A 17,125-nucleotide genomic window follows, 5' to 3' on the forward strand; every position below is an offset into this window, starting at 1 on the left:
CGTAGTCTCATGCGACAGCTCCTCTCCTGTAAATAGAGAAAACCACTCCACCAATATATGTAATGGAGCGGCTTTAACTCACTACTGCTTGTTAGTATTGTCGCTCGGGAAGAGCCTTCTTCGCATCTTCTGAAGTAAACACGCCTTCTTTGGTAACAATGCGCTTCTCGATTTGTTTACCGGCCACAACATCATTCACAGCCTGCATCAATTGCGGTCCGAGCAATGGATTACATTCAACGATGAAGTTGATTTTACCTTCAGCCGCTGCTGTCATGCCGTCCTTCACCGCATCAACAGAAATAATTGTAATATCTTGGCCTGGTTTGAGACCAGCCGCCTCAATTGCTTGAATCGCGCCAAGCGCCATATCATCGTTGTGTGCATACAGCACATCAATATCTTTATGTGCTTTCAGGAACGCCTGCATAACTTCTTTCCCTTTGGCACGAGTAAAGTCGCCAGTTTGGGAAGCAATGACCTTGAGGTGCGAGTTGCTCTTAATCTCTTCAGCGAAACCGGCTTTTCGGTCGTTTGCCGGAGCAGACCCTGTTGTCCCTTGAAGCTCAACGATATTCACGTCTTCCTTCGCATCTTTGTATTTATCAGCCAACCATTTCCCCGCCTTTTTGCCTTCCTCTACGAAGTCCGAACCTATAAATGTCGCATATAGCGAAGTATCTTTGGAATCAACAGCACGGTCTGTAAGAATGACCGGAATTTTGGCGTCTTTCGCTTCCTTCAATACCGTGTCCCAACCGGATTCAACGACCGGAGAGAACGCGATGACGTCCACTTTCTGCTGGATATACGTTCGGATGGCTTTAATTTGGTTTTCTTGCTTTTGCTGAGCGTCGGAGAATTTAAGGTCAAAGCCCGCATCCTTCGCCGAATCTTGAATTGACTTGGTATTTGCCGTACGCCAACCGCTTTCCGCTCCCACTTGTGCGAAGCCTAGCGTAATTTTTTTTGCTGCCGCCGGAGTCGCCGGAGCAGTTGTCGCTGTATTACCTGCAGGAGCTGCAGTTGTGCCGCTGGAACCCGTACCGGCGCTATTGCTGCAAGCCGCCGTGAATAACATCATGCAGGAAGCTGCGATGAGGACTCCCATTTTTTTCGTCATTTTCATGATTTATTTCCTCCCCTTCATTCACCTCTTGGTCGGTGTGCCCTCATTATAAAACGCTTCCATCATCGCTTTATACGGAGTTTCAAGTTCATTTCTTATAAATTTTTGGGGTTCACTAAGATGTCTCAGCAAAAAGTTTGTTTTTTTGAGAAAAAATTGTTATTTACTTTGAATTTGATAAGCACCATATCCGCCTTGGTAACAATTTGCTATAGTAAAATGGAGAACTATGACCTGAGCGGTAGAAAGGTTGCATCATTCATGAGATTGATACGATGGATTTCTTCCAGCTTGCAAATTAAGCTGCTTACAATGTTTATCATACTAACTTGCATTCCTCTTATTGCAGTTGGACTTATCTCCTATCAGAAGTCTTTCAAAACCGTATTCGACAACAGTAAAGCAGCCGCTATGCTTTCCGCAGGCCAATTGGCTAGGGACCTTGATACACAATTCATCGCTACGCGGAGTCTGCTTGAGATCAGTAAAAACTCGCAGGTGCTTCATTTTATGTTCTCCCAGGAAGATACTTATGAAGATGCCAAACAAATCTTACGAACCATGGATTCTTACCGGCAGACATACCAATATGACAGCGTTCTCAATATTACTATGATTAACTTATACGGCAGAGGCATCAGTGAGCGTAGGGGCCTATTCCAACTGGAGAAAAACCCTTTGCGCAATCCGCACCTGACACATCTGACGAATAACCCGGATGAGGTGCTTATTATTCCTCCATCCGAAGCATCCGCGCTCGACCGTATTGACGGTTTTCAATACAACACCACGAACGTCATTTCCATTATGGCTGCGATCAAACAGCAAATCACTCATGAAGTCATTGGATTCATCATCATTGATGTGGATGATAAGATTGTCAAACAATTTTGCGATAACGTTATGATTGGTGAAACAGGATTTTATTTTGTCGTGGATTCATCAGGTAAACCGATTTTTACGCCATCATCCCTCAAGAACCCGACCAAGCTCCCGTCGTCTTCGGATTTATCACGCATAATGACCGGTTCGGATTCAAATTATGTGGACTCCGCGGAAGGTAAGCCTAAGTTTGTATATGCAGCTCCTTCAAATGCAACTGGGTGGAAAATTATTGGTTATGTCCCGCTTCAGGAAATTGTTGAAGAAGCAAACTCCATTCGCCAACTGATCATTATTACTGTTGTGCTTAGTTTTATCTTTGCCGTCTCGCTTCATTTTTTCATCTCCTATCGATTAACGCACCCTCTTCATCTATTAAAAAGTAAAATGCAGCTCGCGGCTTCAGGCTATTTGGAAGCTAAGGTCACACCAAAAGGTAATGACGAAATTGCGCTTCTAGGCAACAGCTTTAACTCTATGCTCAGTAAAATTCGAGAGTTGCTTGAACAGAGTATTAAAGAACAGGAAGAAATTAAAAAAGCGGAACTGCGGGCCTTACAGGCGCAAATTAATCCTCACTTTCTGTACAACACATTGGATTCCATCGTGTGGATGGCCGAGGCTGGGAAGAATGCTCAAGTCATTCAGCTTGTACAATCTCTTTCCAAGTTGTTTCGCATTTCACTCAGCAAAGGCCGGGATTGGATTATCATTCATAAAGAAATCGAGCATGTACAAAGCTATCTAGTTATTCAACAGATGCGTTATCGAGATATTCTGGATTATGAGATTCTTATAGACGAGAAGTTAAACCCTTATCCAATCCTCAAAATGACGCTGCAGCCGATTGTAGAGAATGCGCTTTATCATGGCTTAAAAAACAAGCGCCGAAAAGGCTTGATCCGAATCTATGGCCACATCGAGGACAATGAAGAAATAGTGCTTGTCGTCGAAGATGACGGTATTGGAATGTCACCGGAGAAGCTTGAACAAATACGTCAATATTTAACCAATAAGCAGCTGCCGGAGCAAACGGGGAATGAAGTATCAGGCGGGTTCGGTCTGCATAACGTGCAGCAAAGAATTAAGCTATATTACGGAGACAAGTACGGAGTAAGTATAGACAGCATTCAAAATGAAGGAACAAAGGTTTCCATTAGAATCCCCAAAACAGGAGGCAACGGATATTGAAAAAGGTGTTGCTAGTTGACGATGAAATTTTAATCCGCGAGACGATTCGAGATACGATTCATTGGGAAGAAGCTGGGCTTATATACTCCGGGGATGCTCCCGACGGTGAAGCCGCACTGCCGCTGATCGAGCAATATAAACCTGACATTTTGATTACGGATATTAAGATGCCGTTCATGGACGGACTTGAATTAAGTTCATACGTCAAGAAGAACATGCCGAATATCAAAATTATCATTCTAAGCGGCCACGGAGAGCACGAATATATCAAATCTGCTTTACAAATAGGCGTGGAAGCGTATTGTACGAAACCGTTTAGTTCAGCAGATCTGTACCAAGTACTTCGGCAGGTAAGCGACAAGATTGACGCTGAGTGCCGTGAAAAAGGGACGCTAACTTGATGAAAAGAAAGGAGCATAAGCTCTGTGTCAGTAACTCCTAGATCGCTTTTGTTATTCTTCATTATCTGTTCACTAATCACAAATGTCGGCTGCCGAAAATCCAGTACTCCCCTGATTTCTTCCGAAACGCTGTCTACGCCTGCTCCAAAAACAGCGCATAACCCAACCTATACGTTTGGTATCATTTATCCAATCGCCCATTCTTTTTACGAAATCATTACCCAAAATGCCGAAAAGACGGCTGCCGCTAATTCAGTTCAACTGGTGGTGAAAGCGCCGGAAGAAATGAGTACCGAGCAGCAGATTCGCATGATGGAAACGATGATTAAGCAAAGGGTCGACGGAATTGCCATTGATCCAATCGATCCAGACTCCCTGATCTCCGTAATTAACAAAGCGGTGGATGCCGGAATACCGGTCATATGTTTCGAAACTGACGCCCCATTAAGCCGACGCTCTTCCTACATCGGGCTTGATCATTATAAAGGTGGGATGCGAATGGGCGAGGTAGTGAACAAGCTAATGAAAGGCAAAGGGATGGTGCTTGTCGAATCTGGCATGGTTCATAACTCTATTCAGAAGGAACGACTATCCGGCCTGCTCAACTATTTGTCCCGGAATACGGAGATTCAGGTGCTGGAAGTCGGCTATAACGAAGGCTCTTCGGATAAAGCTTTAAAAGATATGGAACGTATGATCGACGACCATCCCCACTTTGATACGCTCATTACCCTTGATATTATGTCCAGTCCAGCCTCGATCCTCTTGTGGAAGGCCAAGGGTTTGAAACGAAATGCAATCTCCTTCGGTATGATGCCGAAAGTGAAGGAGGCGCTCATTAACGGGCAAATCACCTCGGTTATTTCACAAAATGAACAGTTGTGGGGAGACTACATCATTGGACAATTGCTAAGCACTGTTCGCGGGGAAAGCGCCTCTGCCTATATCGACACCGGAGTTCAGGAGATGACCAAGCAAATGCTGGAATAATGTTGAATAATTTATTTGAAAGGTTTGTTATTTTATCATCGCTAAAAACGGGAAATAAAAATTTATAATTTTTGAAGCGCAAAACTTCATCGATTCTAGTTATGACACAGGTTTATAATAGAAGTAATTCAGGAAAACGCTTACGTTGCTGTAACTAATATTTTTAAAAATTTATGGTACATTTCCGTGCTACGAGTGGGAGAAACTCGCTCCCCTTGTCCTATAGGAGAGGATGGTAGACATGCTTAAACGTAAACTCATTCTGACAACTCTATTTTGCAATCTATGTTTAACTTTAGCTGCAGCAGCGCCTGCAGGAGCAGCGGACGACGTCAAATTCGAGATAACGGCCCCCGTTACCGAAGCAGACAACGGAGAGTTTACAGTTACTTTGAAAGGGCAAAATATCCAGGATTTATTCGCATATGAAGTAAAACTTGGCATCGATGCCAACAAGGTCGAAATTGTTAAAGCAACCACTGCCATTAACGGATTCTCCGTTCCACCTATAGTGAAAAACAATGAAATTACTTTTGCTCATACAAAGGTTGGTAAAGTAGATGGCGAGAAGGGCAACGTAGACATCGGTACTGTCACTTTCAGGGCAAAAAAAGCAGGAACGACAACCATTAACTGGACGAACATTAAAATCGTCGATTCAAAGTTGGACAGCAAGACTTTTACACCAAACGCATCCACTAATTTTATTAAAATATTCAGCGACCTTGCAAACCACTGGGCCAAATCCGATATTATGCAGATGGTAGATAAAAAAGTCGTAGAAGGTATGGACGACGATCGTTTTGCGCCTGATATGAATGTAACGCGAGCTCAATTTGCAACGTTGCTCTCCAAGGCATTAGATTTGAAGGATGACACTGGGGAAAATCCTTTTGCCGATGTATCCTCAGGAGACTGGTTTGAGGGCAGCGTAAAAAAGGCTTATGCGGCAGGACTTATCAACGGCATAGCGGATGACACGTTCGCGCCGGAACAAAATATTACCCGCGAGGAAATGACAGCAATGCTATTGAGAGCTAAAGCCCATGCAACAGGGATGAATATGGATGATATGACTGTCAAAGAATCCGTCAAATTCAGCGACGAGACTGCCATCAACGATTGGGCCAAAAAAGCAGTCGCACTCGCCGTCGAATCCGGCCTAATGAACGGAAGAACCGAACAAGAATTTGCTCCGCAAGAGCATGCCAGTCGAGCTGAATCCGTTGTCGTGTTGAAAAGGCTTCTAGCAGAGCTGAAATAAAAAAACTTCCCTTCCCGCATATTGCCGTGGGAAGGGAAGTTTTTTATTTCTATTTATAGTCCTCTTTTACACGTAGATGACTCGCTGACCTTGATCGTAAATACCAGATTTCCGGTAAAAGTACGTGTTAATGACGTCTCGCCATTGTTTGGCATTGTCCAGCTGCAAATCAAGTCGCCGTGCGACATGACCGAAGCGCTCCGCGTCCATCTTACCTTCAAGGTCCTGCCAGCGTGCAATCCACTGCTCCACTTGCTCCACGCCAGCGAAGTGTGTATCGTAAATATGCTGAATGACGGTTTTGCCGGTCTGAAGCCGATGCGTATATGGCACATGGTGAAAAAATAGAAGCAGCTTATCCGGGCATCTGTTAAGTCCTTCATATAGCTCAGCGTTCGCCTTACCATATTGTCCCGTATAGCCAGTTCCGGTTCCAGTCGTCCGGTCCACGCCTATTCCTGCATGATCGGCAAAATGGTATGTCCCCCACTTGGAGTACTCGTAACCATCCACGTCAACGCCGTAATGAAGATGCGGGCGCACCATCCATCCTACTCCGAGCGGGGCGGTATAGTTCTCATAGGTCTGCCATGATGACATCAAGATATCCGTTATTGTGTTTTCAACATCGGGATGATCGCCGAACGTTAGGAGTACCCATTCCTTGGCGATTTCCTCCGCCGTAAGCTCGGGATTCCAAATCAGTCTACCGTATCCGTATAAATTCGCCTGTGCCAAATGATGCCCCGTCCAATTCGCGTCATCTCCCACATTGGTTACGGCTGTAATACCGCAATGGACATATGGATGTACAGTGCCAGCCGCGATTTCCTTGATCGTACTGCCTTGCCCCTTCATGTAGGTATCAAATTCAAGTATCTCTTTCCATTGTGGAATTAAGTAGCACACATCAATCTGATGACCGGTGTATTCTTGCGTAATTTGAAACTCCATGATTTGATTCGTCCGCTCCATGGCACCGAACAACGGCGATACGGGCTCACGCACTTGGAAATCCATAGGCCCGTTCTTAATCTGCAGCACGACATTATCCATAAATCGGCCGTCCAGCGGCTTAAAGTGATCATAGGCGGCACGGGCTCTGTCAGTCGAACGGTCTCGCCAATCTTGGTGACAATTATAGACGAAGCATCTCCACATCACTAGTCCGCCATATGGCTTTAGCGCTTCCGCCAGCATATTGGCTCCATCTGCATGATCTCGCCCATAAGTAAACGGACCCGGTCTGTTCTCCGAATCAGCCTTTACAACAAACCCTCCGAAATCCGGGATATAGCGATATACGTTCTCAGCTGTCGTCTTCCACCATGCCGCTACACTCGAATCAAGCGGATCTGCAGTCGTAGTCTCTCCCAGTTCAAGCGGGCTGGCATAATTCACACTGAGGAACAGTCGAATGCCATACTCGCGAAATACATCGGCCACAACTGCGACATGAGGTAAATATGTCTCCGTCACCAGCAGTGTTTCGTGCTTATGAACGTTGACATTATTGATAGCAATACCGTTGATACCGATGCTGGCCATTAAGCGAGCATAGTCCCGTATTCGTTGTGAACCAGCCAAAACCTCATTGTTCAGGAACAGAAAGGAGCGCCCGGCATAGCCACGCTCAATGGAGCCGTCCATATTGTCCCAGTGATTGATCATACGCAGTTGATATTTCGGTTGTTCCTTAATATCAAGGCAATCAAGAGCTGCCCCGGTTGACAACAGCCGCAGCAAATGGAACACGCCATATAAGCAGCCTTTACTCGAACCGCCAGCCAGCAAGATCGCTTCCCGATTCGTTGTATGAACGGTTTTGATCCGGTAACCTTCCGGGCCGACTCCCCCCAATTCGTTCTCACTCAACATTTGCGCCACCAGCGGGGAACGTGATGTGCCCAGTACAATTTGTCGATGCTGCCCAGAATCCTTTACGATAGCCGGACGCTGTCCAAGCATCGCTTCAAGACCTATTACTAACTCATTTACAGCTGTTTGTAGTGGCCCTTGTTGAGGCGATTCGTCTATAATGACTTCCCTTGCCCACTCCCTGGCAGCTTCTTTCGCTGCCCTTGACGTAAGCTCGTAATCCAGCCAACAAGCATATCCGTTGCTGCTCATTCGAATAATCCTCCTAGTCGTTGTTTAGCCATATCCATGCTTACTTAAGATTCATTCCGTTGATTTCGATTATATGAAATCGCGTATGACTACACCATGGAAGAACCCAAGATGATTTGTAATTTTTAAAGATACTTATCATTTCTACGGTTGTATATGAATCTGAACGGATCACTTGAAACAAAGAAGCCGCTCCCAGGGAGCGGCTTCTTCGTTCAGCTATTCGAGAATCTTGGACGCAATATACGCAATATCAACAATATCGATTATATCATCTCCATTCATATCGGCCATGTTGGCAGTCGCCCAGTCTGCGCTAGTTGAATTCTTACCGTAATGGTAAGCAGCAATCGCAAGGTCACCTACATCGAGGCTTCCATTCTTGTTCAGATCTGCTGATACGACTTTAATGACCGCTGCTTTGAAAATAGCTTCAGCACTACCTAACGCTTCAACCGCAGTGTCTACTTGAATCTGAGTGGCATTTCCGTTGTCTTTTACCGCCTTTGCTGCGCTGATGGCTGCGCCGAATGCATCTTTAGCTGCTTGCCGATATTGTCCAGGTTGTGAACCAACCACTGCCGTTTCATATAAATTTTGAGCGTTGGTAACGGCTGCAATCAATGCTGCCTTATCTACAACCACTTCTGAATTGCTGATTGAAATGTTCTTACTGCCATGGGCCGCTTCAATTACAGTTCCCTGAGGAGCTACCCCAAGCTTTGCCTGTGTAACTGCAATTGTCCCGCTAGCATTTAGAACGCCGTCTTTTACTTTAAAAATTGTATTCAGAACAGGCGTACCAGCCCCCGATATTCCTCCGATGTTAGCTGCGATAAGTCTAACTTTGCCAGCGGTACTTTTATCCTCTGTAACAATTTGAATGTCAGCATTTGCACCAGAAGCGCTTATATACTCAAAAACATTGGCATCATAAGTTAAGATGATGTCCTCAGCAAAAACTTGTTGTGTCACATTCGCCAAACTAACGCCTACTGTAAAACTGCTTCCAGGTTTAACGCTGTTGTCTGCCGAAAGTACAGCGGTAGGTACTAATGGTTGGGTGGATGAAACCACCGTAATATGAAACAATGCGGTTTTACTGCCATCTGCTGTGGCTGCAGTAATGACTGCATTTCCTTCTGCTACTGCGTTTACCTTTACGCTAGTAGCACCTGTAGAAGGATTGTAAAATGCTTCAGTAACTGTTGTTACTTCTGTATGACTTGATGAAAAGGTAACTGTCTTGTTTGCAGCATTCCCGGGAGATATTGTTGCAAGCAGTGTTGCGGTGGACCCCTTGATCATGCTTAACGCAACTGTTACATCTGTTACGGGTACAACCTCTTCCGTATTTAGAGTCTTGATTGTATTGCCTGAAGAATCCAATACTATAGCACTGCTTACCCCGTCAATCTTATGCCCTAGATTTAGGTTTGCATCGGTTGCAGCTTTAACGGAAGGTGGCACGCCGATAAAAATGCTCGCCGATATAGCCGCAGACATAAGTAAGGAGACAATTTTTTTTACTTTTCTCATCTGCCGAACTCCTTTTTAAGAAAAGGTGATCTCTAAAGATATTAGAGTTATGCCCTATCTCGCTAGAAATTAACTTATCGAGAGAGGGCATAAACTCGCAGTTCAACTAAATATTCAATCAGTTACTCGAGTATCTTAACTGCAACAATCGCAAGATCCAGAATGTCGATCTTATTATCCCCATTGAGATCAGCAGCTTTAGCAGTCTCCCAATCCGCGCTTGTGGAATCCTTGCCATAATGGTAGGCAACCATCGCCAGATCTCCCACGTTGATGCTTCCGTCATTATTCATGTCTGCAGATTTAATTACCGCAGCCTTGAAGATATCCACTGCGCTGCCCAGTGCTGCTGCGGCACTGTCAACCTGGGCTTGTGTCGCATTCGCATTGTTGTTTACAGCTTTGGCTGCTTGGATGGCAGCGCCTAAAGCATCTTTGGCTGCCTGCGGATATTGACCAGGTTGCATTCCAACCACTGCTGCGTCAAACAGACTTTGTGCATTCGAAATCGCAGCTATCAAGGCGGACTTATCTACAACGACTTCCACGCTGCCTACTGCAATGCTCTTACTGCCGAGAGCTCCCTGCACCACGGTTCCCTCCGGACCTACGCCGAATTTGGCCTGCGTTGCTGCAATCGCTCCCGTCGTATCCTGAACACCGGCCTTAACCTTGAAGGTCAGATTGAGAACCGGTGTGCTGGCTCCAGTAACCCCGCCGATATTAGCGGCAATAAGTCTAACTTTGCCAGGGGTCGACTTATCCTCTTTCACGATCTGGATATTGTCGTTTGCACCTGCCACGCTGACATAGTCAAATACGTTGGCATCATAAGACAAGGTAATATCCTGAGCATAAACACTTTGTGCCAAGTTGTCTAAATTCACCGCCACTGTGAAGCTGCTGCCGGGCTTCACACTGCTCTCGGCCGAAATTGCAGCTGTTGGTCCTTTCTGTTCTGGCCAGACTGGATCAGTCGTTGCGCTGCTTGTGGTTAACAAGATTCGGTCTATAATAAGCCCATCTTCCCTCCCCCACAGTTTCAATTCATGCATGCCGGCAGTAACATTCAAAGCAGCTCCACCGGTTACCCCTGCGCTTGTACCGCTAACATTAATCCATTTAAATTGGCTGTTACTCACGCCTTGCATACCATTGGCGGTAAATTTATATTGATTATCCAATCCGACGTGGATAGAGTCTGAATTATAATCAATACTCTTCGCAAGTAACCATACGTTGTAAGAACCGGTAGCCGGGAAGTTGACTTTATAGTTCAGACTTGATCCCGATGCCAGTGTAGCTGCATCCGTACCTGACATGGCAAAACCGTTATCAGGGCCAAATAACATAGCTTTCGTTGACTGTCCGTCAACCAGCGACCAAGTGTGTCCATTTATGGTGCCATATACGTAAGCATTAACTGAGTTTTCTGCTGCAGCTTCTGCTTCAATGGCCACTACGGCAGGCGTATTGACACTTACATTCATTTGCGTTGTTGCTGCATCGCCTAATGTCCCTTTATAACTTACAGTAACATTGGTTGTTCCACTGGCTTTGGCAGTAATTGTACCGTTTGCAACATCTGCTACGGCAGGACTCGAATTCGTATAAGTGGCTAATTTCGTTACATCTTCCGTATGTCCATCCATATACTCTGCTGTTACTTTAAATGTGGCGGATTTGCCCGCATCCAGTGCGAAAGAAGCATTATCAACCGTAATATTCTTTACCGTCAACTCACTGTTCAAGTCCTTAACCAGTAAATTGAGTGTATCTGTTTTACCGCCATAGGTTACGTTAATGGTTGCCGTACCATAGCCAATGCCGGTGACTACTCCTTCACTGACACTTACGATGCTGCTAGGCGATGATGTTGCAGTTGCTTGAGCAGTAACATCTTCACTAGTCCCATCGGAGTATACGGCAGTAACCTTCATAGTTGCTTGGTTCGTTCCGGAAACAGTGTCGATCTTTTGTTTATTGATGGAGGCATTAATGGCAGCTAATTCATGAACAGCACTCTTTGGTTCGAACTGCCAGGAGTCAACCTTGAACAGATTGCCTGCAGATGTTCCTCTGTATACCATATAAACATCATGAACACCTGCCGCACCTGAAACATTTGTTGCTTTTGTTTTCCATACGTTGTCTCCGCCTGTGTTGGAAATCGGAAGTGTCCCAATCAAGGCGCCGTCCGCACTATCAAGACGGAGTTCTATCGTGCCGCCGGCCGACCCGCTTGCAACATTAGCCTTAAATACTCCTGCTCCTGTGGCACCAAAGTCGACTTTGGAAATGGCTGTCCAGTCTCCATCATTAATATTGGTAACAGCCAGGTTTATGCTGCTTACCATTCCTCCGGGCTCAGTAGTGGCTTCTGTGGCAATGCCCCCGTTCCAACCGATGGTTTCAGCCTCAACTCTGGTATATGGATTGAAGTTTTTCAACTGCGGGACACCTTTATAATCCCCAGTAATATTTTCAATGACTCCGTTTGCATCAATATTGACCTTATTAATGTGTGCATTACGGTATCCATGCGGTTGTCCCCCCATTTGAGGTACAGTCCCGCTTTCAGCCAATGCCTTAGCGAGGGTCTGGGCATGGTAGACGATATACCATTGATCTTTAAATTCAAAGACGGCATGATGGTTGTTGCCTCCAACACCGAAGAAGGTTGCCGGATTAGGCAGTATGGTTTTCACATACGTGAATGGGCCCATTGGATTATCACTTACCATATAAGCAATCGTTCCAGTTGGAATATCCGCCGGATGTCCGCTTGAGAAATTCGTACAATAAGAGTAATAGTATTTTCCATTATATTTATGAATGCCTGAGTCCTCAAACAACCAAGGCGGATTGATGCGGCCCAGTGTTCCACCGCTCGCGCTCAGATCCAAACTGATCATATCCGCTCCGAGCTTAGCCACACGCGCTGTCCCCGGGTCAGCTTCCTTACCCGTCGGTACGCCGCCGCCAAAATAGATATATCCACTTCCATCATCGTCAACCAATACCGCTGGATCAAACAGCCAAGTAACATCACTAGCCCCTGGTGTGTTTCTATTCACCAAAGCCTTTCCAATTGGATCTGTAAAGGGGCCGATGGGACTATCCGCTGTGAGCACACCTATTCCGTTCGCGCTATCAGCAAAGTAAAGGAAGAATTTCTCTTTGCCATCAATCGTTTTATGTGCAGCTGCCGGTGCCCAGGAATTATTGGCCCATTTGGCCGCACCTTGCGGGCCAGCTACAGGTATTTCGCCGTGGTCTGTCCAGTTGATCATATCGTCAGATGAAACAACCGTAATCTTATTAATTTTGCCATATCCGTTATCCTTAATAGTCCCGTCTGCATTGTATTCAAATACATCATTGGTCATGTAAACATAAACTCTGCCGTTATATTCCATGGCATACGGATCAGCACCGAACTTCTGCGTAAATAGCGGATTTGCGTTGCCAGGAGTTTTGCCGATCGCTGGCGTGACCGTCGTTGTCGCAGCCTCGACTCTCTCTGTAATTACCGGGCTTGATGTGAGCGCAACCGTTAGAGCCATTGTCACCCCAAGCACTTTCTTCCACTTTTTCATAGAACAACCTCCACCGTCATGAAAATGATTTTTGTTGCGTTAGCCATCACATTTCTACTTGCAATCTATAACTCGTTTTTGCCTGGACACCTCCTTTCACTCCATCTACGCCATGGAAAATAAAGCGCTTTCATTAACACTGACACAGAATAAGTTTCCTAGTTCCTAGCCCTTTCTTATTCCAGATACTCGAACATTGCTTATGACTGCCATTGTCCTTCTGACTGCTTTAATTATAACTTTGCTATTTGGAAATCACGATGTAATTTCTTTTTTAAAAAGTTGAAATTTTAGGTGGGATTTTGCGCGAAGCGAATGTCAAAAACGACTAAACTTAGGCGAATCAGGCGAGCTAATTGATTATTTTTTTCGGGCGTTTTTTCTACATAGTAAGCTCTATCCCACGATGAGATCACATGTTAAGGATAGAGCTTACTAGCATTCAGTTTTTGTTAGCGTTATGACCTATTCAAGTATTTTAGATGCAACCAACGCAAGATCCAGAATGTCGATCTTATTATCCCCGTTCAGATCAGCAGCTTTAGCAATTGCCCAATCCGCGCTTGTGGAATCCTTGCCATAATGGTAAGCAACCATCGCCAGATCTCCCACATTGATGCTTCCGTCATTATTCATGTCCGCAGACTTGATTACCGCAGCCTTGAAGATATCCACTGCACTGCCCAGTGCCGCTGCGGCACTGTCGACCTGAGACTGTGCTGCACTTGCATTGTCATTTACAGCTTTGGCCGCTTGGATGGCAGCCCCTAACGCATCTTTAGCCGACTGCGGATATTGACCGGGTTGTGTTCCAACCACAGCCGTGTCAAACAGACTTTGTGCATTCGAAATCGCAGCTGTCAAGGCGGTTTTATCTACGACAACTTCAACACTGCCAATTGAAATGCTCTTACTGCTTATAGCTGCTTGAACAACCGTTCCATCCGGGCCAGCCAGCTTGGCTTGAGTAACAGCAATCGTTCCAGACGTATCATGAACACCGGACTTCACTTTAAAAGCAAGATTCATAATCGGCGTGCTGCCTCCCGTGACCCCTCCGATATTAGCCGCAATGAGTCTAACTGTTCCGGCGGTCACTTGGTCCTCGCCGGCAATCACAATGTTTTCATTGGAGCCTGCCGCACTTACATAATCGAAAACATTAGGATCATAGGAGAAGGTCATGTCCTGAGCATAAGCCGTTTGTGTCAGGTTGTTCAGGTTAACTGCAACTGTAAAACTGCTTCCAGGCTTTACGCTGTTATCTGCCGTTATTGCAGCTGTAGGTACTTTCGGCTCGACCGCCGGCCACACAGGATCTGTGGTTGAATTGCTTGTGGTTAGATAGATCCGGTCAATAATTAAGCCGGATTCTCTTCCCCATAGATTCAACTCATGCTCACCGGCAGTGATATTTAACGTTGTGCCGCCTGTTACAGCTGTACCGCCATTACTTAGATTCATCCATCTGAACTGGCTGTTACTCACGCTCTGAATACCATTGGATGTAAATTTGTACTGATTATCCAGCCCGACGTGGATAGAATCCGTTTGGAAGCTATGGCTTTTCGCAAGCAACCAAACATTGTAACTTCCTGCCGTTGGAATGTTGATTTTGTAATTAAGACTGGAACCTGCAGCAAGACTCGCCGCATCCGTTCCTGGCGTAACAGAGGTGCCGTCGTCCGGTCCAAATAACATGGCTTTCGTGGATTGACCGTCAACTAGCGTCCATGTATGGCCATTTGCTACACCATGTACATAAGCATTAGCTGAGTTTTCTGCAGCCGCTTCCGCCTCAATAGCCACAAAGGCTGGCGTATTAAAATTAATGGTATAGACCGCTGATTGCAGACCCTCCCTGCTTACAGTCACTGTGGCCTTTCCTGGTACAGCCGTTGCTTGTGTAATTGTGACAGTTGCATCAGCGTCATTGGAAGCGGCCGTAATTTGCGGCGGTGCTGAGCCTGCTGGCAGATCGACGGAGTAGCTGTATACACTTGGATTAAATCCGCTCAGTTGTACGCCATTCATCTGAAGCGATTTTAAATTCGTGTCGAAATTTGAGCCTGATAACTTGTCATCTAATTTAAAATAATCAAAGTCAACGTAACCGCCTGTTGTTTGAGTCGCAAAATTAAATAATGCAAAACGGTAGCCCATAAAATGCGGGATTGTATACGACATTTGGAGTGTGTTTCCTATCGATGCCCAACGCTGACCGTCAAGACTGAAATAAAAATAAGCTTTATCCGTCCTGTTCTTAAAATCCAGTTCAGTCCTTAGGTAGACCGTATTTTGATTAAGAGGGATACTTGCTAATTCCACTGCCGATCCAGAACTGCCATTCACCATGATGATGGATTTGGTATTTCCCGACATTTTAACGCCGACAAATCCATAGTTTTTTTGGAATGCCGCAATCCCAGCATAATCCCCCTCTTTCATATTGCTAACATCTAACGCAACTGTCCCAGAACTCTCCGGTCCAAAGGTTCTCTGTGTAAGAGAATTTCTTGCATTCAAAATATCCGTGCTCGTTGTACCAGTCTTAAGTCTCAGATACCCTGTGCGATCAGTTAGAGACCAGAACCTATTATCCGGATTATGGTTCCATTGCCATACAAGTGAGAGATTCGAACCATTATCGTCGTTTTCACCGCTTGCTACCTCTGTATGATATGCTCTAACTTTCTCTGTTCTCTGATCGAAGTTGTCCGATGAAACCCAGGATTTCGAAAGCGCCGCTGGAATCCCCGTATCATTGACATCCCCGAATACAGGCCATCCGTCCTGACTCCAGGTCATAGGCACAATGTAAGGAATACGGCCCACGGACCCGTAATCCTGGAACAACACGCCATACCATTTCCCGTCAGGGGACTGAACAACTCCCCCTTGCGCTACACCGGCACTGTTAGAATTACTGCCGGATCTTAAAGCAATTTTCCCTTCATATGCTCCATCAATCGTATCCGCTCTGTGGACTAACTCAGTACGGATACTCCCTGATGGCCATGAAATATTGAAAATGTAATATTTTCCATTAATTTTATATACGTGGGTGCCTTCAGCACCAAGACCGCCAGAGCCTCCTGGAGCACTAGCATTTTGAATGATTGTTTTATTCATACCGCCTGCTTTGATTGCTGTCGCATCTGCTGTAAGCTCAATTATTTTAATCGTTCCATTTCCATAAACCATATAAACACGTCCGTCATCATCGAACAGCAAGGACATGTCATGATAAACGCCACCGGCTAATTCATACTTTTCCCACGGACCTTTTTCTATGTCCGTAGTCTGAAAAACATAGGTCTTACCAATATCATTGGAAGCAAACACTACATAAAACTTGCCGTTATTGTATCTAATGCTGCTTGCCCATGAGCCCTGACCGTATAGGTTCTGCCCATTTGAAAGAGTTTGCTTGTCGTTAGCGGCCAGAATATCGTATACATAATTGACAATTTCCCAATTGACGAGGTCCTTAGACTTCATAATTGGAACGCCTGGGTTTACGTGCATGGTCGTGCTGGTCATATAATAAGTATCGTTTACCCTAATGACATCAACATCCGGTACATCGGCCCAGATAATTGGATTTTTCGCAGTGCTTTCTGCAGCTTGTGCCGTATTGCTGCCTGGTAAACAACTTACCACTAATGTAAAAACTAATAAGAATGCAAACATTTTTTTATACATGGATTTGAATTTCCTCCCATTCTGGTTCAGTCTGAAAGCTAATTTTTGACCATTTGGACGAGTGATCTGTACTCCCATGAATTTAAAAGCAGAAATTGATAGCGCTTTAAATATTGCGGATCATCATTGAATTGGAAACATTTTACCGCCCCCCTGGATAATATTTCCTTCATTATAACTGTGCGATTAGTAAAGCACGATGTAATTTCTTTTTATAAAAGTTCATTTTTTAGGTAATACGTCCATGATCCTTTTTGCCAAAAATCAAATTTTTTGCGAATGAAAATGAACTTTC

At 45.2% G+C, this 17,125-nt stretch carries 9 protein-coding genes; 4 read left to right on the plus strand and 5 right to left on the minus strand.

Annotated elements, in window-relative coordinates; genetic code table 11:
• Nucleotides 1–91: 91 nt before the first annotated feature.
• Nucleotides 92–1,129 carry an ABC transporter substrate-binding protein gene (locus PUT07_RS00160; protein ID WP_274465698.1) on the minus strand — a complete coding sequence of 346 codons (1,038 nt, stop codon included), beginning with the start codon at nucleotides 1,127–1,129 and terminating at the stop codon, nucleotides 92–94.
• A gap of 120 nt (nucleotides 1,130–1,249) precedes the next feature.
• On the opposite strand from PUT07_RS00160, the gene PUT07_RS00165 reads away from it, so the two are divergent.
• From PUT07_RS00165 to PUT07_RS00180, 4 genes are all read left to right on the plus strand, one after another.
• Nucleotides 1,250–3,202: a cache domain-containing sensor histidine kinase gene (locus tag PUT07_RS00165; protein WP_274465699.1), complete on the plus strand. Its 1,953-nt coding sequence runs from the start codon at nucleotides 1,250–1,252 to the stop codon at nucleotides 3,200–3,202.
• A gap of 5 nt (nucleotides 3,203–3,207) precedes the next feature.
• Nucleotides 3,208–3,603: a response regulator gene (locus PUT07_RS00170; RefSeq protein WP_274467409.1), complete on the plus strand. Its 396-nt coding sequence runs from the start codon at nucleotides 3,208–3,210 to the stop codon at nucleotides 3,601–3,603.
• Nucleotides 3,604–3,627: 24 nt separating this feature from the next.
• Nucleotides 3,628–4,593, plus strand: a complete 966-nt coding sequence (locus PUT07_RS00175; protein ID WP_274465700.1) for a sugar ABC transporter substrate-binding protein — start codon at nucleotides 3,628–3,630, stop codon at nucleotides 4,591–4,593.
• 241 nt (nucleotides 4,594–4,834) lie between these two features.
• Nucleotides 4,835–5,857: an S-layer homology domain-containing protein gene (locus PUT07_RS00180; RefSeq protein ID WP_274465701.1), complete on the plus strand. Its 1,023-nt coding sequence runs from the start codon at nucleotides 4,835–4,837 to the stop codon at nucleotides 5,855–5,857.
• 66 nt (nucleotides 5,858–5,923) lie between these two features.
• Here PUT07_RS00180 and PUT07_RS00185 read toward each other — a convergent pair whose 3' ends face one another.
• The 4 genes from PUT07_RS00185 to PUT07_RS35380 all read right to left on the minus strand — a co-directional run bounded on the left by PUT07_RS00185 (nucleotide 5,924) and on the right by PUT07_RS35380 (nucleotide 16,830).
• Nucleotides 5,924–7,987, minus strand: a complete 2,064-nt coding sequence (locus PUT07_RS00185; RefSeq protein ID WP_274465702.1) for an alpha-glucuronidase family glycosyl hydrolase — start codon at nucleotides 7,985–7,987, stop codon at nucleotides 5,924–5,926.
• A 219-nt stretch (nucleotides 7,988–8,206) separates the two neighbouring features.
• On the minus strand, nucleotides 8,207–9,526 hold the full coding sequence (locus PUT07_RS00190) for an Ig-like domain-containing protein (protein WP_274465703.1): 1,320 nt from the start codon (nucleotides 9,524–9,526) through the stop codon (nucleotides 8,207–8,209).
• Nucleotides 9,527–9,648: 122 nt separating this feature from the next.
• Complete coding sequence (locus PUT07_RS00195; RefSeq protein WP_274465704.1) at nucleotides 9,649–13,125, minus strand: carbohydrate-binding protein; 3,477 nt, start codon at nucleotides 13,123–13,125, stop codon at nucleotides 9,649–9,651.
• Nucleotides 13,126–13,590: 465 nt separating this feature from the next.
• On the minus strand, nucleotides 13,591–16,830 hold the full coding sequence (locus PUT07_RS35380) for a family 43 glycosylhydrolase (protein WP_338000730.1): 3,240 nt from the start codon (nucleotides 16,828–16,830) through the stop codon (nucleotides 13,591–13,593).
• Nucleotides 16,831–17,125: the final 295 nt, after the last annotated feature.

It is taken from the genome of Paenibacillus sp. MAHUQ-63 (genome assembly GCF_028765165.1).
In the GTDB taxonomy this organism is placed as follows: domain Bacteria; phylum Bacillota; class Bacilli; order Paenibacillales; family NBRC-103111; genus Paenibacillus_E.